The sequence below is a fragment of the Asaia sp. Ae19-3 genome (assembly GCF_059801175.1).
This window is the reverse complement of the sequence record NZ_JBCHWF010000001.1, coordinates 1142643-1166253: the sequence shown is the minus strand read 5'-3', so window position 1 is coordinate 1166253 and position 23611 is coordinate 1142643. Positions and strand designations below refer to the sequence as shown.

General features: G+C 59.1%; 16 protein-coding genes. 10 read left to right on the top strand and 6 right to left on the bottom strand.

The features are described from left to right. Nucleotides 1-31: 31 nt before the first annotated feature. Genes AAID99_RS04960 through AAID99_RS04940 form a run of 5 tightly spaced genes read right to left on the bottom strand, consistent with a single transcriptional unit; the run spans nt 32 to nt 8154 of the window. Nucleotides 32-1597 (bottom strand): aldehyde dehydrogenase (NADP(+)), encoded by a 1566-nt coding sequence (locus tag AAID99_RS04960; RefSeq protein WP_498493328.1) that lies wholly within the window; start codon nt 1595-1597, stop codon nt 32-34. Then, nucleotides 1594-2838 (bottom strand): NAD(P)/FAD-dependent oxidoreductase, encoded by a 1245-nt coding sequence (locus AAID99_RS04955; RefSeq protein ID WP_498493327.1) that lies wholly within the window; start codon nt 2836-2838, stop codon nt 1594-1596. The genes AAID99_RS04960 and AAID99_RS04955 overlap by 4 nt, the downstream gene beginning before the upstream one ends. Beyond that, nucleotides 2835-4592: a M24 family metallopeptidase gene (locus AAID99_RS04950; protein ID WP_498493326.1), complete on the bottom strand. Its 1758-nt coding sequence runs from the start codon at nt 4590-4592 to the stop codon at nt 2835-2837. The genes AAID99_RS04955 and AAID99_RS04950 overlap by 4 nt, the downstream gene beginning before the upstream one ends. After that, complete coding sequence (locus AAID99_RS04945) at nt 4589-7009, bottom strand: beta-L-arabinofuranosidase domain-containing protein (RefSeq protein WP_498493325.1); 2421 nt, start codon at nt 7007-7009, stop codon at nt 4589-4591. Before AAID99_RS04945 ends, AAID99_RS04950 begins: the two co-directional genes overlap by 4 nt. Beyond that, nucleotides 7006-8154, bottom strand: coding sequence for a M24 family metallopeptidase (locus tag AAID99_RS04940; RefSeq protein ID WP_188426446.1), 1149 nt, complete (start codon nt 8152-8154; stop codon nt 7006-7008). Before AAID99_RS04940 ends, AAID99_RS04945 begins: the two co-directional genes overlap by 4 nt. Nucleotides 8155-8255: 101 nt before the next feature. Between AAID99_RS04940 and AAID99_RS04935 the strand changes: the two genes are divergently transcribed. The 3 genes from AAID99_RS04935 to AAID99_RS04925 are packed head-to-tail and all read left to right on the top strand — an operon-like array spanning nt 8256 to nt 11739. Then, nucleotides 8256-9143, top strand: a complete 888-nt coding sequence (locus AAID99_RS04935; protein ID WP_188426447.1) for a dihydrodipicolinate synthase family protein — start codon at nt 8256-8258, stop codon at nt 9141-9143. A gap of 23 nt (nt 9144-9166) precedes the next feature. Next, nucleotides 9167-10174, top strand: coding sequence for a 4-hydroxyproline epimerase (locus AAID99_RS04930; protein WP_498493324.1), 1008 nt, complete (start codon nt 9167-9169; stop codon nt 10172-10174). Beyond that, nucleotides 10171-11739: a DUF5597 domain-containing protein gene (locus tag AAID99_RS04925; RefSeq protein WP_188426449.1), complete on the top strand. Its 1569-nt coding sequence runs from the start codon at nt 10171-10173 to the stop codon at nt 11737-11739. The genes AAID99_RS04930 and AAID99_RS04925 overlap by 4 nt, the downstream gene beginning before the upstream one ends. Here the strand turns inward: AAID99_RS04925 and AAID99_RS04920 are convergent. After that, a complete protein-coding gene (locus AAID99_RS04920; protein WP_188426450.1) occupies nt 11711-12415 on the bottom strand; it encodes a GntR family transcriptional regulator in 705 nt (234 codons plus the stop codon). The two genes, AAID99_RS04925 and AAID99_RS04920, sit on opposite strands and share 29 nt — an antisense overlap. Before the next feature lie 203 nt (nt 12416-12618). Between AAID99_RS04920 and AAID99_RS04915 the strand changes: the two genes are divergently transcribed. From AAID99_RS04915 to AAID99_RS04885, 7 genes are all read left to right on the top strand, one after another. After that, entirely contained in the window at nt 12619-14916 is a 2298-nt protein-coding gene (locus AAID99_RS04915; RefSeq protein WP_498493323.1) for a Tat pathway signal protein, read from the top strand. A 115-nt stretch (nt 14917-15031) separates the two neighbouring features. Beyond that, nucleotides 15032-17914, top strand: coding sequence for a TonB-dependent receptor plug domain-containing protein (locus AAID99_RS04910; protein ID WP_498493322.1), 2883 nt, complete (start codon nt 15032-15034; stop codon nt 17912-17914). Between the two features lie 363 nt (nt 17915-18277). After that, complete coding sequence (locus tag AAID99_RS04905) at nt 18278-19756, top strand: S41 family peptidase (protein ID WP_229719789.1); 1479 nt, start codon at nt 18278-18280, stop codon at nt 19754-19756. A 439-nt stretch (nt 19757-20195) separates the two neighbouring features. After that, a complete protein-coding gene (locus AAID99_RS04900; RefSeq protein ID WP_188426454.1) occupies nt 20196-20810 on the top strand; it encodes an invasion associated locus B family protein in 615 nt (204 codons plus the stop codon). 40 nt (nt 20811-20850) lie between these two features. After that, on the top strand, nt 20851-21522 hold the full coding sequence (locus AAID99_RS04895) for a POTRA domain-containing protein (protein ID WP_498493321.1): 672 nt from the start codon (nt 20851-20853) through the stop codon (nt 21520-21522). Nucleotides 21523-21537: 15 nt separating this feature from the next. After that, on the top strand, nt 21538-22611 hold the full coding sequence (locus tag AAID99_RS04890) for a ShlB/FhaC/HecB family hemolysin secretion/activation protein (protein ID WP_498494261.1): 1074 nt from the start codon (nt 21538-21540) through the stop codon (nt 22609-22611). Further along, nucleotides 22611-23570: a filamentous hemagglutinin N-terminal domain-containing protein gene (locus AAID99_RS04885; RefSeq protein WP_498493320.1), complete on the top strand. Its 960-nt coding sequence runs from the start codon at nt 22611-22613 to the stop codon at nt 23568-23570. Before AAID99_RS04890 ends, AAID99_RS04885 begins: the two co-directional genes overlap by 1 nt. The last annotated feature ends 41 nt before the right edge of the window (nt 23571-23611 follow it).

The following is a 23611-nucleotide window of genomic DNA, read 5'->3' as shown; positions in this document are numbered from 1 at the left end:
GCATGGTGAGGGAGATCACACTGTGAAGGTGTTACATCGCGGGATCGACCCGACGTGGCAGGGCGAGAGGATTGGCATCCTGAAGTCCGTCGGGAAGGAGCTCATCGGGGATATCCTGATAGCAGACAGGTCTGAGGAAGCGTTCGATTGCCCCGGTGCCGACAGAAGTGCTGCGTGGATCGGATGTCGCGGGAAAGGGGCCGCCATGGACCATCGCAGCCGAAACTTCGACCCCCGTTGGCCAGCTATTGGCAAGAATACGTCCGACCTTGCGTTCGAGAATTGGCAACAGATGTCGTGCGACGGGCAGATCCTCCGCGGTCATCTGAAGCGTGGCTGTCAGTTGCCCCTCAAGGCTGCGGGTCACATCCAGCATGGTGTCGATCGTGTCGCAGGCGATGATGAGCGAACAGGCGCCGAAGATCTCGTGGCTCATGACGCGATCGGCCACGAATGCCTGTGCGTCGCTTCGGAACAGCGCCGCGCGGCATCCGGCCTCGTGGTCGAGAGGCCCTTGAGCCACAAGCACGGCACCCGGGCGGGAAGCCAGCATCTCGACACCTTCGTCATAGGCATGACGAATACCCTGCGTCAGCATGGTCGCCGACACTACTTTGGCGATCGCGCCTCGCGCGCGCTCGACGAAGCGTTCCAGATCGGGGCCGGCCAGGGCAAGAACGAGGCCCGGATTGGTGCAGAACTGACCCGCTCCCATGGTCAGAGATGCCACGAAACCCTCCGCAAGGGCCTCAGCCTTTTCACGCAGGGCCCCCCCCAAGAGATAGACCGGGTTGATGCTACTCATTTCGGCATAAACGGGAATGGGAACAAGGCGTGCCGCTGCGAGGCGGGATAGCGCTAGCCCACCCTGACGTGACCCTGTGAACCCGACCGCCTGAATGGCGGGATGCAGCACCAGCGAGGCACCGATCTCATGGCCTTCGCCGCCGATAAGGGAGAACACCCCCTTATGCAGTCCACAGTGCTGACGCGCCAGGATGATAGCACTGCCGATGAGTTCGCTCGTGCCGGGATGAGCGGAATGGGCGCGTGCCACGACCGGACAGCCTGCGGCAAGCGCCGAGGCTGTGTCGCCGCCTGCGACCGAGAAGGCCAGAGGGAAATTGCTTGCGCCGAATACGGCGACAGGGCCGACCCCTATGCGGATCTGCCTCAGATCAGCCCGGGGGAGCGGCTTTCTGTCAGGCAGGGCCGTGTCGATACGGGCGTCGAAACAGCTTCCATCTCGCAGGAGAGAGGCGAACATCCGTAGCTGGCCCATGGTGCGTCCACGCTCGCCTCTGATCCGTGCCTCTGGCAGACCGCTCTCGGCGCAGGCCCGGACAATGAGCGCGTCGCCGAGCGCCTCGATCTCGTCAGCAATTGCATCGAGGAAGCCGGCGCGCATCTCGGGTGAGGTCGCGCGATAGGAGTCGAAAGCGGCATCGGCAAGCTGGCAGGCCTGGTCGACATCCTGGGCAATGGCGTTCGTGAACTGGCCGTCGAGCGTCGCGCCGCTGCGGGCATCTCGCGCGCGGAAACCATTGGCGCGCGTGATACGCTGGTCGCCAATCAGGAGGGCACCTGTAAGGGTCATGAGCATTGTTTCCTCATTTTGCGAGAGAGCGGGCGGCCGAAGCGATCAGGACTGAAAGCCCGCATGGGTGCGCGGCCTGCAACGCTGTCCGCAAGCATCTCTGCCGTGATGGCTGCCAGCGTCAGACCGAGATGGTTGTGGCCATAGGCGGCATGCAGCCCTGGCATGGTGCGGGAGGGACCGATTGCAGGGAGATAATCCGGCAGGGTCGGTCTGGCGCCGTGCCAGCGGGTGAAAGGAGACGCGACCGGCAGACCCAGCCTGTGTACCTGGTCTTCGAGCCAAAGCCATTTCCGTGGGTCGGGCAGGCTGTCCGGACTGGTAAATTCGACAAACGATGTCGCTCGCAACTGCGCGCCGAAGCGGGTCACCACGAGTGCCCGATCTTCGAAAATCAGATTTGGGAGTGCCCAGTTTCCCCCATGCGCCCATTGGATATGATACCCCCTCTCGGCGATGAGGGGCACGCGCAGGAACGGGACCAGCTTGGCGGAACGCACGCCGCAGGCCAGAACAACATGATCGGCCTCCTGCGCGCCGCGCGTGGTCTCGACGCATATCCCGCTGTCACGACGCTGAAGGGAAAGGGCCTCTGCCTCGATCGACCTTCCTCCCGCGTTCAGAAACGCCTCGAGAAGGGTATCAAGAACGCGGCGTGGATCGGTGACATGCGCCGTGCCCTGATATCGAAGCCCCGCATCGAGCGGTACCGCGATGCGGTCACGTATGGCGGAGAATTCGGCTTCAACGAGGGGCATCACCCTCGATGTGCCGTGATCGGCGGATTGCACAGCCAGTTGAACGTCCCGCGCCCGGGGGCCTTCCCATAATTTGACGACCCCATGCCGGTCGAGAAGATCGGGAGCGCCTAGATCCGTTACCAGCCGTTCCCATGCGGGCAAAGCATGCCTCATCAATCGGCCGAGCGCTGCATCGCCACGGGCAGTCTGGTCGGGCAGACAGGCACGCATGAAGCGGAGGGACCAGGGTAGAAGGGTTGCAGGGCGTTGCCAGTCGATGGCGACCGGCCCGGCCGGAAAACGCTCAGTGAGGGCGCGGCGCATGGTTGAGAAGTGGGCGAGAGGGGTGATCTGTTCGGTGGCGATATGACCGGCATTGCCCCATGATGCCGGCTGCAGGTCCGGAATGGCCACAAGGGTCACGGCATGACCGGATTTCTGCAGCCTGTAAGCTGCGGCGCGACCGATGATTCCCCCACCGATGATGACGATGCGGCTCATAGCGGCTGGCAGACCTGATTGAGCCAGGCGGATTCATCATCACCGAGATAGGGCGACAGCATCCGGAAGACACGCGCATGATAATGATCGAGCCAGTCGATCTCGGTCTGCGTGAGGAGTGTCACGTCGATGCCCCGGCGATCGATTGGTGCAAGGGTCAGGGTTTCGAAGCGCAGATATCGCCCCGCCTCGCCGATAGTGTCCAGCGTGGCCAGCATGGCGTTCTCCAAACGCATGCCATGCGATCCGGGGGCGTAATAGCCCGGTTCGTTTGTCAGAACCATGTGCTCGTGAACAGGGTCGAGCACCGGACGACGTGTGAAGCCAAGCGGCCATTCATGCACGCTCAGATAGCTGCCGAGCCCGTGACCCGCGCCATGATCAAAGTCCAGTCCTGCCTCCCAGAGTGCGTGGCGCGCAAGAGGATCGAGCCGATAGCCGGGAGTAGCTTCTGGAAAGACAGCGCGGCTCAGCGCGATAAGCCCCTTGAGGACCCTCGTGTACTGATCGCACCATGAGGCCGGCGGCCGATCGCCTGTCCAGATCGTGCGGGTCACATCCGTGGTCCCGCTGCGATACTGGCCCCCACTATCGATCAGGAAAAACATGTCCCGACCGATGACAGCGTCCTCGCCGCGGTGCGGCATGTAATGCATGATAGCGGCGTTCGGCCCGGCGCAGGCGATGCTGTCGAAACTCGCTCCAAGACAGGAATCGGCCTCGAGACGGAAGGCGAGAAGACGCCCGGCCAGGTCGGTCTCGCTCAGCCCGATCCCGTTTTTCTCGAACCAACAGAGAAATCGGGTGAGCGCGATCCCGTCGAGAAGATGCGCTTCGCGCATACCGTCACGCTCAGCTGCCGTCTTGCAGGCTCTTGGAAGCAGGCAGGGATCGACCCCGTCGAGGATGGTTGCGCCTACTTCCCGCAGCGTCTGCGCGAACCAGACAGGACATCTCGCCTGATCGATGCGTATGGTCTTTCCGCCAAGAGCGATCAGGGCCCCCTGAAGGGCATCTGGGGTGTGGATCTGCGTTGTGGTGCCCAGATGAGCCCTTACCGGATCGGCAAGGCGGTCGGGATCGATGAAAAGATCCACGGTGCCGTCCGCATGCAGAATGGCAAAACAGAGTGCTACGGGAAGATAGGGCAGATCTGATCCGCGGATGTTCAGTAGCCAGGCAATACAGCCGGGATCGGGAAGGATGACCGCATTCTGCCCTTCATCCCGCAGCGTCGCTGCCAGTGTCGCAACCTTGTCTTCCGCGCTGCGTCCGGCCCAGCGATCGGGTTGTATTGTGACCTGCGAGGCAGGCACCGCAGGGCGATCCCTCCAGATCGCATCGACCGGGTTTCGCCCGAGAGGGATCATGAGGCAGCCCGCGGCTATGAAGGGACGAAGTTCGACCTCGCTGATGATCTTCGGGTCGTAGCCGATACGAGCCAGACCACCATGGCGTGCAAGCCAGTTCTGTGGAGGCGTCTCATAGAGATGCCCGTATTGCCAGAGAGCGGGATCGATCTGCTGTGCAAGCTGAAGCTGGTAGCGCCCGTCTGAAAATATTATCGCCCGGTCGGGGAGGATGAGCGCGCATCCTGCCGAGCCGGTAAACCCCGTCAGCCAGGCGAGGCGGGCGGCACTATCTGGAACATATTCACCTAGATGCTCGTCACCCCGAGGGAGAAGAAAACCGTCGACGTCCAGTGAAGAGAGTTCGGCCCGGAGGGCAGCGAGGCGCGTCGCATGAGACGTCATGGCCAGGCAATCTCCTGTGAAGGGTTTTTGAGGGGGGGCAGGTTCGTGGCAGCCAGCAACGCAAGGCCGAAGACAGGTCCGGCGCTGAAATCCAGCTCGGGGCGGAAGGTTACCGTGATGCGGCGCTTGTCACGTGTGAGGGCAAGTGGAACAGGGTAGCGACGGTTGAAGAAGCTGTCGGGTGCATCGTTTTCGAGACGTTCACGGGCAATCTCGATCCCATCCACCAGAACCGAGAAATGGCGTCGACGCTCCCCCCCCCAGTAGGTGGTTTGCAGCAGAAGCGGATCGTGCGATCCGCACCCCATCTGACAGGAGAACCAGCCCCCAGAGCGTGCGTCACGCCCGTTACGACCGCGATAGATGACGGGGAACGAGGAGGCGCTCGTGACGGCGTGATCACGCTCGGATTGCATCTCGCCTGGATGGACAACGTCGATGGCATGGGACGCAATCAGATGACGGCGCTTCTCCTGCTCGGCATAGAGCACGCTCTTCTGTCGCCATTCCGCCTCGGTGAATACCGGGAAATAGACAGCGGCCCGGCGATCATGCAGCGCATGAAAGGGGCGCAGGACCAGATCTTGTGGACGACCGATATGACTTGTCTTCCAGCTCCCGGGCATGGTGGGGTCGGGAATGAGGGCGTCCAGGATTGACGTCCCGACGAGCACAGGTGCCATTTCGTCCCATGCCGCCGCCGCAGGGGCGAGATCGGCGGCCAGCACGGTAGGACCGTGCAGGAGGGCGATGACGGACTTGCTATCCGGGGTCGTCTCACTGCGCAGCGGCAAGGTCAGGGTGAAGGACAAAACATCTTCTGGCTGCCAGATACGCTCGATCCGCAGCATGCCGGCAGCGGCCTGCACGTCGAACGCCTCCCCATTCAGCAGAACGGCTTCCAGATGGCTCCAGTGCGGGATACGGAAACTCAGGGTGCGCGCCTGTGAGGGCGCTTGCTCGATCACAAGCCGGATGTGACCGTCATCTGGGTACCTAGTATCCAGGCGCAGGGTGATGCCGCCCGTGCTCCAGAAGACGCGTGAGGGGATATAGAGCATGACGCGCAGTGCCCGCTCGTTCTCCTGCCAGTAGATTGAATCCCCATGCTTGGCATGGCTCTCCATGCCCGTACCGACGCAGCACCAGAAATCATCGAAAGGCGTGGAATAGTCGCGCTTCGCCCCCGACATCAGTGGCGTCATATAGCAGAACATGCCGGTGCCCGGATGCTGCTGCGCGCGGATATGGTTGAGCTGAGTGCGCTCATAGTAATCGAAGAACGTGTTGTCCTGTTGCCGGGCATAAAGCTGCCGCGTGAGTTTGAGCATATTATAGCTGGCACAGGTCTCGCAGGTCTGTTCTGTAATATGACGCGATATCGTATCCGGCGGTGGGAAATACTCCCTGTCTCCGTTGCCGCCGATGACATAGCTGTATCGTTGCGTCACGGCGTGCCAGAATGTCTCCGATGCAACAGCGTCGCCTGCCGCTCCAGAAATCTCATACAGACGTTCCAGCCCGATGACTTTCGGTATCTGTGTATTGGCATGGAGATTGGCCAGATTGTCCTGCCCCTCGATCAGGGGCGAGAGGGTGCGGCGGTCCTGGAGGAGCCGGGCGAGCCGAAGCCATCTGGGATCGCCGCTGCGTGCATGCAGTTCTGCGAAACTCTCATTCAGCCCCCCGTATTCGCAGGCAAGGACCTGCTGGATCTGCGCGTCGGAGAGCGGATTGAACACGCTCTCGATATAGGTTCCCAGCCTCGTCATGAGACCGCGCGCGCGCGGATCGGCGCAATGGAGCTCCGCATCCAGCAGGCCCGCGAAGAGCTTGTGCCAGTTATAGAGTGGCGACCAGGCGCCATTCAGATCGAAACCAGTCGAATGGATCTGACCGAGCCGGATCTGCTCGAAAACAATCTTGCCCGGCAGGATCTTGTTCTGCTGACGACTGGTGAAGCCGCCGAGGTAACCCGATGGATCGCGAGCCTGACAGAGTGCAAGCTCGGCGGTGATATAGGCAACGCGCGCTCGGAACGCAGCATCACCGGTCTGAGCAAGATGCAGACTGAGGGCGCTCAGATAATGGCCGAGCGTATGGCCTGCAATCGTGTCGGATTCCCATCCGCCATAAGCAGCGCCTTTGGGCGCCAGTCCGGCCTGACTGCGATAATGATGGAGGAGCCTGTCAGGCTCGAGACGCATTAGATAAGCAGCATTCACGGTCTGCGCCTGCTGCCAGGGTGAAGGCAGCAACCGCACTTGGTGCATGGGGAGGGCGGTGAGACGTGGGCCGCCCTTCATTGCGTCGGCCTCAACACTTCCGGCGTCGAAGGGGTGCGTGTTGGCCATGGCTGGGCAGATGAGGGCAGCCACTCCGCTTAGAAGGGCTCTGCGCGTGAGGGCCGGGCTCATCCGAAAGGGTGCCTGACGTCATGGGCAGGGCGTGTGAACCACTCCGGTCCCTGTTCGGTCATGTAGAAGTGGTCCTCCAGTCGGATACCGAAGGCATTCGGAACAACGATCATCGGTTCGATCGACCCGCAATGTCCGGCACGCAGAGGAGTCTTATTGCCGCGCACAAGATAGGGTGCTTCATGAATGGCCAGCCCGACGCCGTGGCCCGTGCGATGCGGTAGCCCCGGCAGCGCATAGTCTGGTCCGAGGCCACGCGCCTCGAGCACCGCGCGCGCGGCATCGTCGACGGCATGGCAGGGCGCTCCTGGCTCTGCCGCAGAAAAGGCAGCAAGTTGCGCCTCTTTTTCGATCGCCCATATTTCTGCCTGCAAGTCGGGAATGCTGCCGAAGGCATAGGTCCGAGTAATATCGGAGTGATAACCGGCGATGCGGCAGCCTGTATCGATCAGAACGAGACTGTCCCTTTCCAGAATCTGGTCGCCTGCGAGACCATGGGGAAAAGCTGTCGCCACGCCAAATTGCACGGCGCAGAAATAGGAACCTTGCGGCGCACCGAAGGCAACATGCTGTTCGTCAATCATCCTGCAGATGGCACTGGCCGTGAGGCCTGGCTTCAAGGCGTGGAAAACGGCCTCATGGACACGCAGCGTCAGGGACATTGCATGCTGGATGAGGGAAATCTCGGAGGACGATTTCTGAGCCCGCATCGGATCGATCACCGATTCCGCGCTGCCGAAGCGCAGATCAGGACGAGCGTCTTTGAAACCGCTAACGAAACGAAAGCTGAATTCGGGATCGAGCCCGACCTTGGCTCCAGCGAGGAATGCATCCAGAGCGACGATACAGGGTGGTACATCTTCCTCCCATGTGAGCAGATCGACATCGATCATGATGCAGTCACGCAACGATCCGACCTCGAAATGTGGGCAGACCATGCGCGGTCGTCCTGAGGCGGGAATAACGAGGGCTACGAGTCGCTCTGTCGGCGTCCAGGGTATGCCCGCGAAATAGTGAAGACTGGCACCCGCATTGACGATGACGGCATCGAGACCCTGCTCTGCAAGCATTGCACGGCAGGCGGAAACGCGCTGTTCGAACTCCGATTTTTCAATGCGAAGAGGGGGTGTCCCCGAGTGGTTCATCAGCCTGCCCTCAAAATTCATGTTGATTATGTTACGTATACGATAGACGATAATGAGGTGAGGGAGCAAGTCGCTCCGCTATCGTAAGAGGTAAAGAAATCATGAAATGGTCAGGCGTTTTCCCCGCAGCAACGACGCAGTTCTCGCAGGATCTTTCGGTCGATCTCGGCGCGACGCAGCAGGTTCTCGATAACCTGATCAATGACGGCGTCCATGGGCTCGTGATCATGGGAACATGCGGTGAGAACAACTCGCTCGAACCAGATGAGAAGATCCGTGTGCTCGAAGCCGCCCACGAAGTTATTGCAGGGCGCGTCCCCTACTTTGTCGGCGTGTCAGAGCTCACGACGCCACGCGCGGTCGCATTCGCCCGTCAGGCGGCACGTGTGGGCGCAGATGCGCTGATGGTGCTTCCTGCCATGGTCTATGTCCCCAAACCCCATGAACTGGAGCATCATTTCAAGCAGGTCGCTGCGGCCTCGGATCTGCCGATCATGCTTTACAACAACCCGACCGCCTACCGCGTGAATATCGAAATGGACGTTCTTGCGCGTCTGGCCGAATGCCCGACGATTCAGGCCATCAAGGAAAGTTCTGCCGATACACGTCGCTACACCGATGTCGCCAATGAGTTCGGCGATCGCTTCGTCATCATGGCAGGGCTCGACGACGTAGCCTTCGAAGGCTTGTTGCTGGGCGCAGAGGGCTGGATTTCCGGTCTGACCAGCGCTTTTCCCAAGGAATCCGTCGCCCTCGTCGAGGCGCTGCAGCGTAAGGATCTTGAAATGGCGCTGCGTATCTATCGCTGGTTCATGCCCTTGCTCCATCTGGATGCGGATCATGACCTTGTCCAGTCCATCAAGCTGGCAGAGCAGATCATGGGGCGTGGCTCCGAGCGCGTGCGTCTGCCGCGTCTGCCTCTAGAGGGCGCGCGACGGGACGCGGTGACCCGTATGGTCGAGACCGCCGCCGCCAGTCGTCCGTTCTGATCTCAGGCAAACCGGGGATATCCATGCGTCACACTTTTTTCTGTATCGACGGCCACACGGCCGGTAACCCTGTGCGGCTCGTTGCTGGAGGCACGCCCCTGCTGCGTGGTGCGACGATGGGAGAGAGGCGGCTGGACTTTCTCGAACGCTTCGATTGGATCAGAACCGGGCTTTGTTATGAACCGCGTGGTCACAGCATGATGTCCGGAGGGTTCCTGTATCCTCCGAGCCGGCAGGATACCGACGGCGGTATCCTTTTCATCGAGACGAGCGGCTGCTTACCCATGTGTGGCCATGGCACGATCGGTCTGGTCACATTCGCCCTCGAGCATGGGCTGCTTGTGCCTCGCGAGCCGGGTACGCTGAAGCTCGAAGTCCCGGCCGGATTGATCGATATCTCATACACCGAAGAGGCAGGGCGGGTTACGAAGGTGCGTATTCGCAATGTGCCTTCTTATGTCGCCGCCACCGGTATCAACATCGACGTACCTGGCATCGGCCCTCTTGTAGTCGACGTGGCGTATGGCGGTAACTACTATGCAATCATTGAGCCCCAACCTGGATATGAAGGGCTGGACGCGCTGGGGGCACGACGCATTTTGGACCTGAGCCCGCGAGTCAGGCTGGCTGTGCAGGCGAAGTGTCACCCGGTCCATCCACTCGACCCTGCCATCAACGGCGTCTCACATGTCCTCTGGGCGGATAAGGGGCTTTCACCTACTCAAGGGCGCAATGCCGTATTTTACGGCGATCATGCGATTGATCGCAGCCCATGCGGCACCGGAACCTCGGCACGCCTCGCCCACCTCCATCACAAAGGGCTTTTGCAGCCGGGCCACCCTTTCATACATGAGAGTTATATCCACAGCCGGTTCATCGGTACGATCGAATCGCTCACTTCGCTCCCCGGGCCGAACGGGACCGTTCCGGCAATCATACCGCTGATCGAAGGCCGTGCGGTGTCAACCGGTTTCAATACTCTCTGGATCGATCCGGAGGATGTCTTCTGCCACGGATTCCAGGTCTCATGAGGGGACTCGTCTCAGCCTGCGCGGCTGCGCTTCTTTTCGGGTGCTCGGCGGCATTTGGTGGTGTCACGCCGATGCCCTGCATGAAGGGACATGACGGGCATTTCCACATGGAGGTCGATGGCAGACCCTTCTTTGTTCTCGCGGCCCAGATGCATAATTCAAGCGCCTGGCCAGAGTACCTTCCAGTTTTCTGGAAGGCGGCAGATGCCCTCTCTGTCAATACGGTGCAGGCTCCGGTCTACTGGGAAATTATGGAGCCTGCTGAGGGGCATTATGATTTTTCGATGGTCGACACCCTCATCACCCAGGCACGTACGCATCGCAAACGCCTTGCTTTGCTCTGGTTCGGCACCTGGAAGAACGGCGCAGGACATTACGTGCCGCTCTGGATGAAACGCGACACAAAACGTTTTCCTCGCCTGCGCGATGCCGATGGCCGCCAGCTGGATGGTATGTCGCCCTTCGGTAGCCAGACACTCGAGAAGGACAAGCAGGCTTTCAGCGCGTTGATGAAGCATCTGCGTGAGCGCGATTCCGTCGAACATACGGTGATCATGGTTCAGGTGGAGAACGAGCCCGGACTGCTCGGCACTGTACGCGACCATAGCCCCGAGGCTGAGGTTGCCTTTCACGCGCTGGTCCCGGCCGATCTTGCAAACGGTGCGCGGGGAACCGACTGGATGGGGCGTTTCGGTAGTGATGCCGCCGAGTATTTCGCGGCCTGGTCTGTATCACGTTACGTGAATGGTGTCGCCGCGGCAGGAAAGGCAGAGTATCCGCTGCCGCTCTACGTTAATGTCTGGTTGCGCTATCGAGGCCTGACGCAACCAGGGGTCGAATATCCGAGTGGTGGCGCCACCGTAAATATGCTCGATCTCTGGAAGCGGGAGACCCCGGCAATCGACGTGATTGGCACTGATACCTATACGGGTAATTTCGCGGAATATCAGGCGGGGGTGCTGCCCTATCAGCGGGCAGATAACGCGCCCTTCCTGTCTGAGAGCGGCATAACGGAAGAAAATGCGCGATGGACGTGGGACATGCTGTCACGCGGCGCGCTCGGCGCCTCCGTCTTCGGTGTCGATGATCCGGATCTGCACGATGCGGCCATTCGACTTCATGGGGCCGATAACCGCCTCCTCGCGCAAACGGCTCCTGTACTGGTGCCTCTCGCAGCACGCGGTGACGTGGTCTCGCTCATTGAGGAACCCGGGGCGCCGTCGCCCACGCATCGCCTGGGTCACTGGATCGTCAAGGCGAGTTATGGTGCGCAATGGGGACAGCCCGACCCTTCATCGGCGCCGATCCGTGACAAGCCAATGGGTCGCGCAGTCGTCGCGCGCCTAGACGAGACACATTTCCTCGTTATCGGCGCCGCGTCGCGCATCGGTCTGACAGCGGCGCTACACGACACCAGCCTTCACGAAGTCAGGCGTGTCGAGCAGGGGGAGATCGACGCCAAAGGGGCGTGGCATGGAACGCGTATCTGGAACGGTGACGAGACCGATAGCGGGCTTAATCTGCCGCCTGAGGGTGTCATGCTTCGGGTTGAAGTGTCGCCTTGATGGGCTGTTTGATGTCCAGTTCGGTGCGTAGATCCTCCAGCGTGTCCTGAAGATGTTCGACGAGTAAGGTCTCGACAGTCAGGGCATCGCGCTCGAGCCAGGCGGCGAGGATTTCCCGATGCTCAGTATTGGCGCGCGTATCACGCCCCAGGGGATGGAGGTGGAAGCGGACATAACGCTCGGCAATCACGCTCAACGTCTCGATCACGTGAAGTGTCAGACGCCCGGCGCCCGGTCGCACGAGAGATAGGTGGAACACGCGGTTAAAGTTGCTCAGATCGGTACGATGTTGCTTTGCGGCAGTCTCCAATTCCTTGAGCGCCTTCTGGGCTGTTTTCTGATCTGCGGCCGTAGCCAGAAGGGCAGCCTCTGCCGCAGCGCTGGGCTCGAGCCTCAGACGCAGCTTGAACACGTCCTCTGCCTCTCGTGAGGTAAGCTCACAAACGGTATAGCCGCGCTTGGGCTGCGCCTTGACCAGACCATCCTGCTCCAGACGCGCCAAAGTTTCGCGCAGAGGGATTTTGCTGATGTTGAACTCGGCTGCCAACGTATCCTGGCGGATCGGCTGACCGGCGGGAAGTGCCCCGGAGAGGATCTGTTCACGCAACACGCCATAGAGCTGGTCCGTAATGGACCTGACGATAAGAGGCTGCATCTTGCGCGCGGCGAGGGTCATGAAACGGCGTTACCTTTTCGTTGCGGTCTTGTCACGATCCGCGGGGGATGACACAATCATATATCGTATACAAAACGAGGCCACCAGCCATTTCGAGGTGCGCAATATGACTGGCGTGGCCGACAGGAGAGGTTGTGCCGCGTCCGCATGCGTCCTGCAAAGAGGATTTTGGGACGGCCCTTGGTCTAATCGCGGCGGAGCGAATGATGATGAAGAGAAGGATGATCCTGTTGGGCGGCGTATTCTCTGCCGCCAGCCTTGCGATGCGCGGCATTGCGCTGGGGCAGGGGGAAGCTGTCCGGCCTGTATTGTCTGGCAGGGGGCAGGCATGGAGGATCGTGGAGGACAGGGCGACACCCGACGGAGCACTCACGCTCCATTCATCGACAGGTGAGACGATCAGGCTCAGTCGCTTTCTCGAAAGTTACGAGGCCCCCGCCGGAGTGCCCTATTGCGGCCTTTCCTTTCCTCGTCTTGCCCTCGCCGAGGCCGATCTGCTGGCCGATTCATTGCTGCGTGGGGAAGACGACCCCGACGAGATGGCGGTGCGCGATGCCGCACCACCGGTAGATAGTCATTTCGAAAGCGAGCAGGTTGGCCGCATCGTCTGGACCAGTTTCATTGGCACGCCTCAGGCTGATGATGTCATGCCGCTCACGCCAGCAGGCAACACGCGCAACTGGCATGTTGATCGTATCGCCCCGGAACTTCATGCCGGAGCACCGTTGGTAGCCCATCGTCGGGAGGGGCTCCTTGGTGGGGATCTGCCGATCATTGTCAAACAGTTCCAGACAGGTCCAGGTCGCTACTGGGAGGTCATGGTTTTCGCCGAGACAGACACTACGGAAATCCATCAGGTGCCAAGCTGGCAGCGGGTCACCCTTGTTTCGAATGGGAAAGTCGAACGGGTGGTCTATGGGACGAGCTATCCGCCTTTCGGACCTTTCCGACCCGATCCAGATGAGAGCCAGTTCAACGCGGCGCTGCTGCGCTGTGTATTTTTCTGGCGCAAGACCCAGATTGGTCAAATGCAAATTCACCTTCCGCGGGCAGACTGGAGCGATATTGCCACCCATGGTTTCGTGAAGGAACTCATCGTGCGTCGCGGAGGGACGGGCGCGCGTTACGGTGTGGTTGACAGGGATTATGCCGGTCCGGAATATGACGGGTTCCAGGACATATTTACGGCCTCGCTCTATGCCAATCTGGTTTGGGGTCGCTTCGATCAGGCGAAGGCGATCCTGATCGACCAGTTCGAGCATTTTGTGACGCCGGACGGGCTGGTCGCAATGCGCGGCCCTGAAGTGGGGCAAACAGGGCTGACGCTGTCTCTGCTCGCGCTTTATGCGCGGCTGAGCGGCGATCTTGCTGTGCTGCAACACTACCAGTTGAAGATAGGCGCCATGGCTCAGGTGCTGGTGGCGCTCCATGACAAGGCCCTTGGGTTACCGGATGCGGACCCGGCCCACGGGCTTATCGCGGGCTGGAGCGAGAGCGACGCGTGCCTGTTTCCCGAACCATCGATCTGGTGGAAGCCCTATTTCAGCAATTCCGGTCTCGCCGCGCGTGGCCTGGAGGCTGGCGCCATTCTCTGGAGGGCCCTCGCCCCCGGCGAGACAGCCCTTAGCGAGGATTGGCTGAAACGGGCGAAACAGCTGCGCGCTCGCGTGAATGAAGCGCTGTCGTCCTCGATCCAGCACGACCAGTCGCCTCCCTATGTTCCCATCCTACCCGGTGTGTCCGAGAGCTTTCGCAAGTCTCTGCTCACGCATCGATACAGTGAGCAGCAATGGGCGCATCGGGTTTATGCCGAGTTGCTTCAGTCCGGGGTGCTCACGCCAGATCTGGAAAATCAGCTTATCAATTCGATGCGTGCCCATGGCGCGACGGTCATGGGCGTTGTCGGTAATCTGGCTCCTCCGAGTGCCGAAAGCCGAGACATGCTTGGATTCATTTCCTACGGCTATGCGCTGGCTCTTCTGCGTCAGGATCGTATCCGGGAATTTATCTTGTTCCTCTATGCTCATCGCTATCACATCCATACGCGTGGAAGCTGGACGGCATCCGAGGTGGCAGGGCTGAAAGGGGAGCTTGCCCTGTTCTGTCTCCCCGCACAAATGACCCTGCCCATCCTCCTTCGGGAGGCGCTTGTGCATGAGGATGGAAATGGCATCGTTCTTCATCTTGCCCGCGGCGTTCCACGCAGTTGGGTGTGGTCGGAAAGTGGCATTGCCGTGTCGGATGCGCCGACACGATGGGGTAAGATCAGCTTCACTCTGAGGCGGCGATCGGACGGATCGCGCCTCGATATGCGGGTGACTGCTGAGCGTGCTTTGCCCGACACGATCAGGCTCGCCCTGCGTTTGCCGAAATCCAGGATCCCCCGGTCGGTGACGGGTAGTCTTGCGCCTCATGCTCTCGTCCTGTCAGGGTCGGCACTCGTCATACACCCGGGTGACGTGCGAGACTTTCGGATCGAGATCATTCTGAAATCGACCTGAGGCAGGGCATATCATGTCTTAAATGGAACGTTGCAGAATCGAAGCGTATACGATATCTGGTATCTCATCGGTGGCGGTGTTGCCACGTTGTGGCCAGAGAAGGACATGAAGTTCCATGAGACAGTCCCATCGCCTCATGCTCTGCGTCGGAGCGTCATTCCTTGCAATGACGGCATCCGCACAGGCAGCAGGACTCACGCAGGATAGCAAAAGCAGGAAAGCCATGTCTGCCAGCGTCGCCCGGACCAAGGCGGGTACGATGTCAAAGCGAAGCGTGTTGTCGAACGCAGCGTCTGACGGTGGCAGGATCGAGACGGTCACGGTGACCGGTTCGGCGCTGAGCCAGAACAAGGACCAGAACGCCAACCCGGTTCAGATCATCACGGCTCGTGAAATTCAGAAGACATCGGCCGTCACGATCGGTGATTATTTGCAGCGCCTGCCGTCCATCGGTACCGGTGGAGCAAGCGGCACCTCGACCAATACCCAGTCTAATGGTGGTCTGGGTATGTCCTGTGCCGATCTGCGCAATCTGGGTCCTAACCGCGTTCTGGTTCTGGTGGATGGTAAGCGTCAGGTCCAGACAATGGGGCAGGGGTCCTCATGCGTTGATCTGAACGCCTTGCCGGTGGATCAGATCGCTTCGGTCGAGATTCTCAAGGATGGTGGCTCCGAGCTTTATGGTGCCGATGCGGTATCGGGTGTCATTAATATCAAGCTCAAGCACGACCTCACCACAGGCGGGATCACGGTACGCGGCGGCATCACCGACGTGGGCGATGGCGCGACAGGTAAGATTTCCGGCTACAAGGGTTTCAATTTTGACCACGGTCGCGGCAATATCTCCGTTTTTGGCCAGTATCTGACCACCAGCGGCGTCATGCAGCGTAACCGCGACTGGTCGGCTCTGCCATGGAACGCGAATGTCGCTCCAGGGGCGACCATCCCTTATGGCAGTTCCATTACAGCAAACACGCGCGTGTTTGTCGGCGATAACAGCTATGTTTCGAATGGTTCCGGCACGGCAGCCGGCTATCACAGTTTCACGAACGCCGACCGCTACAATTTCGCGTCGGCGCAGAACCTGTCGAACAGCCTGCAATCGTCCAATTTGAGCGGTGACGCCCATTACGACGTCAATGACCATCTTCAGCTCTATGCGAATGTGCGTTACTCGCACAAAACCGCTAATAATTTTCTGGCCGGATGGCCCACCACGGGAGCGTCCTACCCGTCGACCCTGGAGTCCTCAATCATCCTGCCCAGCGGCAGCCCCTATAATTACTGGGGTCAGGATGTCTCGCTCTATCGTCGTTTCACGGATCTCGGGTCCCGGCGCTATGAGGAGGCGGTAGACACGACTCAGGTCATGGGGGGCGCCAAGGGACGTATCGTTGCCAACTGGTTCTATGATGCGTCTATGACCTACGGCACCTCTCAGGCCATGCTGAACGCAGAGAACTCGCTGAATTACGCGCATTATCTGCAGGCACTCGGCTCACGTCAGGTCGATCCCACGAATGCGGCCAGTGCGGTCGTTTATGACACGTCGATCTGTGTTGCCTCTACCGGGTGCTCGCTGATCAATCCCGGGACATCCCTGACGACCGCCCAGGCAGCCTATCTGCGCCACACGCAGATCGACCATGCTTATTACCAGATGCGTGATTTCAATCTGCGTGTGCACAATAACGACGTGGTCAAGCTGCCCTATCAGCATGGCGGCGCCGTTGGTATCGCGCTTGGCATGGAGCATCGTAGCGAGCAGGGTAGTTATTCTCCCGATCCTTTGGCGGCAAATGGCGATCTCGGCGGTGGCTCCACCTATACCGGTGGCGGATATAATGCGACCGAAGCCTATCTTGAAGGTAAAATTCCGCTGCTGCAGGACGCGTTTCTGGCCAAGGATCTGACTATTGATGGTCAGGGGCGCTGGTCGCATTACAATACGTTCGGCGACGCCTATAACTGGAAGGTCGGAATCAACTGGGCACCGGTACGCGATATCCGCTTCCGTGCAACACTCGGCACATCTTTCCGCGCCCCGACCATCACTGAACTCTATGGAGGCCATGCGATCGGTTATTATTCGGGCAATGATCCCTGCGCACAGGCCAGCAGCTATGGGGCACTTTCGCCCATGGTCGTGGCGAATTGTGCCAAGCAAGGGGTCAACACGGCTACCTTCGTCAACGCCAACTCAGGACAGCTCCCTCAGCTTTCAGGCGGCAATGCCGCGCTTAAGCCCGAGGAGGGGCGTACCTATACGGTCGGGACGGTCATCACGCCGCGCTGGATTCCCAATCTACAGGCCTCCGTCGAGTATTGGCATTACACGCTCAAAAACATGATCGGCACCTTGCCTGGTCAGTATATCGCCGATGAATGCTACACCGGTGCCAACCCCTCCTATTGCAGCTATATCTCTGCACGAAACGCCTCCGGACAGATTACGCAGATCAACGATACCTATCAGAACCTAGGCGGACTGAGGACGAGCGGTATCGATTTTGACCTGAGCTACACACTGCGTGTCACGCGACATGACAGTCTCACGGTGAGCAACAACTTCCAGCAGCTGGTCAGCTATTTGCAGCAAAACACGCCCGGCGGTTCATGGTACAACTATGCGGGCAGGCTCTTTTATCAGGCGGGTGGCGGTCAGCCGCGCGTGCGCGATTATGCGACGGCAACATGGCGCCATAACAACATCTCCCTGACCTACATGATGAATTATATAGGAGGAATGCACTTCAACGATGGCTCGACCGATCTTTCCTGCAAGTCGTTCGTTTATTGCAAGGTTCCGGGCATTTTTTCGCACGACGTGACCGTCGATTATCGCACAGGGCGGTGGAATTTCGAGGGTGGGGTTCAGAACATCCTGGACAAGAAACCGCCCTTCGTGCCTGATGGCGCGACCAATACGGCCCTTTCGATGTACCCTCAGCAGATTATCGGTCGATATGTTTTTCTTCAGGCGGGCGTCAGCTTCTGAAGGTTATAATATCTCTCTGTGATGTGCATTGGCTCTAATGTACATCACAAAGAGGAAAAAAGATCGGAGTTTTCACCACGTGAAGGCTGTCCTAAAATTCTTCGAAGGTAGCCAAAGGCTTTTGAGGAAGACGCGGTGATCTTACATCCATTTATCACAGTGCTGTGCAGGTTCGTTGCGTTGGGGCAGAGTTGCCGGACAGGGGTTTTCCGTTCTTTTTGACCAACGGCCCTTCCGCGCTAGCTGCGAGCTTTCCGAGTATCGTCGCCACCTCTAACGCTCAGCCTGCACGATCCGTCTTTGCCCGGACATAAACGTCGAGCTATCACATAGGCATTCGGTGCTGCCCTGATGGAGCTCTCTATGCGCCTGCTTCTACCGATTGCCTTAAGTCTGCTGCCCTCAACTTCATCTGCAGCCGCCTCGTTTGATCGCAAAGCGTGGCAACAGGATTATTCACAGCTCAAAACCGAGTTGGTGAACCGTTACGCTAATCTCGCATGGAAAGCCTCCGACGCCGGCGGGGTCGACTTACCGGCGCTTGATCGCAAGACCGCGGTTGCAGTGGCGTCGGCGAACGATGACACCCAGGCAGCCGACGCCATTCGCGCTTTTATCGCGGGCTTTCATGATGGACATCTTTCCGAGTTGCCGTACCTAGCTGTAGCGACGACACCTCCGATCGAGCCCAGCCAGCCTGCGCTTGATCCGGCGGCGCCGATCGAAGGTTGCGCAGCGCTGGGATACGCCTCGACCGGATCAGTCGCTTTTTCTTTGCCATTGGAGGGGCTACCTGGCTTCAAGTTGATATTGGACGGGCTTGGCTCGACGTTCCGGGCCGGCACCATCACGCGATCGGGCGTGATGCTTGGTATCATCCGCATCCAGAACTTCCGTGCCCGCGCCTTTCCTGCCGCCTGTTTGCATGCGTGGGCGGACCTGCGGCAGGCTGGCAGGGCAATCACTCGCGATTCAATGCACGGCGCGGCGGAGCTACGCTGGTTTCAGGATATGGCGGCTGAGATCAGAACGCTGCGTCACACCGGTGCCACGGCCCTTGTCGTTGATATTGGCAATGACAGCGGAGGCGACGATAGCGGAGACTGGACGCCCCGTCTCTTTACTGACAGGCCGGTACGATCCGCACGGCTACTAATGGCAGATGCATCCGATGCAGGTCGCTACTTTGCTGACGAGATAAGAGATATTGACGAAGCGCTCGCCGTCACTCAATCGCATGACGCCAAGGCTGCGCTCTTAGACGCACGATCCTTTTTCTCCCAGCGGGCCGCGGCGATCGGTGAGAATCGTTGCGACCTGTCATGGGTATGGCGCGAACAACGCGTCTGGTCGCCGACGCATTGCAATCGGCTACTCTTTGCGGGCTATGCTGGAGGCTATTCCGCTGGCCTGGCCCAAAATGCCCTGGGCGACAGCAAAGCTGCAGCCGCTCTTTCTTCTGCATCCACAGTTCAGTCATACTTTGGCAGCTGGACTGGGCCGATTTATGTCCTTGCTGACCAGCGCTCCTACTCGTCGGCTGAAATGTTTGCAGCCGTTATGCAAGACAACCGGATTGCGAAGCTTGTTGGCAATCGCACAGGTGGAGATGGGTGCGGCTTCATGACGAAGAGCGACCCCATCATCCTTCGACACTCGCATCTTCGTATCCGAGTGCCGAATTGTATGAGATTACGCGCGAGGGGTACAAACGAGGAAGCTGGCATTGTGCCCGACATTCCCGTGCTGCCAACCGAAGGCGAAAGCGAGCGGGCACGGGCCGAACGCGCTTTGCAAGCCATCGCAAACGACCTGACTGGTGATTCTCGAAAGCGCCACTAGGCGCAAATATTAGCGAGAATTAGCTCACATGCCTGTCGAGCCCGACTGGAAAACTTATGGCAGCCAGCCAACCGCTACTTACCGGTTAGCAATTACGCTAGTCTGTCCTGCATGCCGCTCCCTCGGTCGCTTTCCAGATATTCCATCGCGATTTTCTGCGCATTGCATCTACTTCCGATAATGGAAGGAAATGGAAGTGTTCATTTTCAGTCTTAATCCGATTGAGCGTTATGCCGGGCAATCGCCGACGGCCTTCCTGATTTTTACTCGAGCTCCAGTCATGCGAGTCTACCGTTAAAGAGTTAATTAATGTCGATTAATATTCAATAATATCGTCAATTATCAATTATGTTTGATATCTAAGAGAGTTTTAATACTGTTTTTATAATGGAAAAGGCGTAATGCGCCGGGCAACAGGAATGTTGCAGGTGTATCTACAATGAAACGCAGTATTGCGCGTCTTTCTCTCCTTTCCGTGATTGCTGGTGCATTCATGGCGGCTCCGGGATTTGCCGCCGCTGAACAAGCGCCACTTCCGACTACCCCGACAGCATCTCCCGCAACTGTCTCCGGGTCGGTGGGGGACTGGACCTATCGTTGCATCTATCCCGCCGGTTCACTGAATGGTGCGCCGAATATTTGTACGGTTGAGCAACGACTCTCCAAGCAAGAAGCCGACAAGAAAGACGTTCCGATCGGTGGAGTGATTCTGGCAAAGGCGACGCCGGATACGGTCAAGATGCCTATAGCAAGCCGTCCATGGCGTCTGACGCTCATGACACCTCTTGGGCTATCGCTGGTCAAACCGGCTCATCTGGTTGCAGACGCCAATGCTCCCCTCACCCTTGCCTGGCAAAGCTGCATTCCGACCGGCTGTTTGTCGGTTCTGGAACTGACGGAGCAGCAGTCCCGCGCCCTTAGGCATGGCAAGCAGGGGCATATGCAAATCAACAAGCTCCTAGACGGCGTGCTGACGATCAATTTTGCGCTCGACGGCCTTGATGGTGCCTTGGCAGCCGCCGAGCAGTTGATGGCTCGCCCTGCTTCACACTGACGTCATCTTCAAGCGCATCTCTTAAACCGGGCCTGTTTCAATGTCTGCGTCACGCGTTATCTGCCTTGCCCTGACAGGTGGATTCTCCCTTTTTTACTACGCCACAGCACACGCCCAGGCTCAGATGCGGGCTGATCCGCCTGCATTGATGCCAGCAGGCCCAGGGTCGTCACAGGATCAGTTCCAGCGTTTCAGGCAGCGTCAGCAGCAGCTGGATATGCTGCCTCCACCAGACAGCGACACCCAATTTCATAATCCGTCCCCGATAAAAGGCGGGGGAAGCTGCGTCAGGGTCTGGTCTCTTTCGATCGAGAATGCGCCGCATCTGAGCGAACCCGCCAGGAACGGGGTGATCCAGCGCTACGGGGGACGCTGTCTCGGTGTCAGTGACTTCAATCACGCGCTCGACGATATTAACCGTGCCTATGTGCAGCAGGGTAATGTCACGTCCCGTGCCTATCTGCCCGAGCAGTCCCTGCAGTCCGGCAGACTGCGCATCGTGGTGATAGAAGGTACGCTCTCTTCGATCCAGTTCGCCGGCATCTCCGCGCGGCATCATGAACTCATGGGGTTCCCTGGGCTGCGCGACCATCTCCTGAACTTGCGCGATCTTGAGCAGGGTCTGGACCAGATGAACCGTATGCCTAACTGGTCGGCAAAAATGCAGATCGTTCCAGGTGACAAGCCAGGAAGCTCCTCGGTTGTCATCTAGGAGCAAAATCCTGGCATCCTGCATGGGCAAGTCTGGGCAGATAATAATGGACAATACCAGACCGGCCATGAGACGGGCCATGCACTTCTGACGGCTCAGGATGCGCTGGGCCTGCTGGATATGTGGTCAGTCGAATATGACCACTCTCTGGTCGGATCGGCAGGTCACCGGGGCACGCAGTATTTTTCAGCCGATGGTTCGATCCCCTACGGCAAATGGTCGGTCTTTAGCGGGTTCTGGATGTCTGATGATGTCTATCACCTCCAGACATTGGGTGAGGATTATCGTCTAGGCGGGCGTCGCCGTGATTTCCGTTTCGGCGTCTCACGCGTTGTCGCGCGCAACAGTGTCGGGGTAACGACCCTGCAAGCGCTTTACGAACTTAAATCATTCAACTCCACTCTCAACCATGTCCGGCTGAATACGCAAAGTGCTCGCCAGGCCTCGGTCGTGACCCAGGCCAGTGAGTCTCTCAAGGCATTTGGCGGGCTTTGGTATATTACGCTCGGTGTTCGTTTCGGCACAGACGGCGCAGGCACAAGGTCAAGTTTCGCGCATCCGATAGAGAGCGAGCCGCACACAAGATACGTCAAGCCTGCACTGGATATTGATGGCTACGAGCCTCTTCCGTTCGGGTTGTCTTGGCATGTCTCCTTTCATGGCGAACTCAGTTCACGCAATCAATTCGCGACGGAGCAGCTGCAGCTCGGCGGCCCCTACACGGTACGCGGCTTCCTGAGCCAGATGCTGGTGGGGAACAAGGGGCTCTATGTCCGCGACGATATCTCCTATCGCCTGGCCCCGCTCGATCTTCACGAACGCTGTGGCGTGTACCGGGGCCTCTGTCGCCTGTTTGTCGACGGCACAGAATTCTACGGGATCATTGATGGCGGGTTCGTGAAGCTCGGATACCGAGCGGACAATCTCCCGCCAGCACTGCGGGGGGGCTCCATTGCCGGTGCTGGCTTCGGGCTGCGCAAGGTCAGCGGCCCGGTGTTCTGGGGCGCTTCTGCAACCCATGCCATTGTTCATGGCCCTCTCCCTGACGAGGGCTGGATTGCTGCATTCCAGACAGGAGTGCGCTTCTGATGAATGACACTCTCATGAAGAAAAACCGTCGCAAACTCCTGGCGGTTTTTCTTTCCGCAGATATGGCCCTGTTTCCCGCCATAGCGAGTGCCCAACAGGCCGCGCCGTCAATCGTGATTGATAATCACACGATGCCGAGCGCCCCTACGCCCAATCTGGACCGAACCGCCAATGGCGTGCAGCAGCTTAACATCGCCACGCCCAACGGCGCAGGTCTGTCGCATAACATGTTCACGGAATATGGGGTCGAGCAGAAGGGGCTTATCCTCAACAACGCGACAAAGGCGGCCCAGACCCAGTTGGGTGGGTATGTTTATGGCAATGCCAATCTGAATGGGACTAGTGCAAAGGTCATCCTCAATGAGGTGACAGGCCCCCATGCCAGTCAGATGCTGGGGACAACGGAAGTCGCCGGGCAAAGTGCCAATGTCGTTGTTGCCAACCCCAATGGCATCACGTGTAACGGATGCGGCTTCGTCAATACGAGCCGGGTTACGCTTGCTTCAGGTCATTCCGAGATCGACACAACCGGAAAGCTGGCTGCGCTCAAGGTGCAGGATGGTTATGTTGCATTTGAAGGGCAGGGGGGTAATTTTACCGCGGTCCCGGTTCTCGACATCCTCAGCCGTCGCGTCACGTTCAATGCCCAGGTCAATGCCCAGAACGCGCGTCTTGTCGTTGGGCAGAACCGTATCGATTACGAAACTGGTCAGGTTCATCCGCTCGACAAGGATGGAAGCCCGGCACCGGCTTTTGCGATAGACAGTACCGCGTTGGGCGGGCTCTATGCCGGGCAGATCTCCATGCTCGTCAATGAGGCAGGTGCGGGGGTTCGTGTCAACGGCACGATGGCTGCCAATGCCGGTGACATGACTCTTACAACGGATGGGCAACTCGTCCTGAATGGTAAGATGAGCGCATCCGGCCGGGTCGAAATGGCGGCTGGAGAGACGCAGTAGGCAGGATCGATCCAGTCGGGCGCCTCAACGCAACTGACATC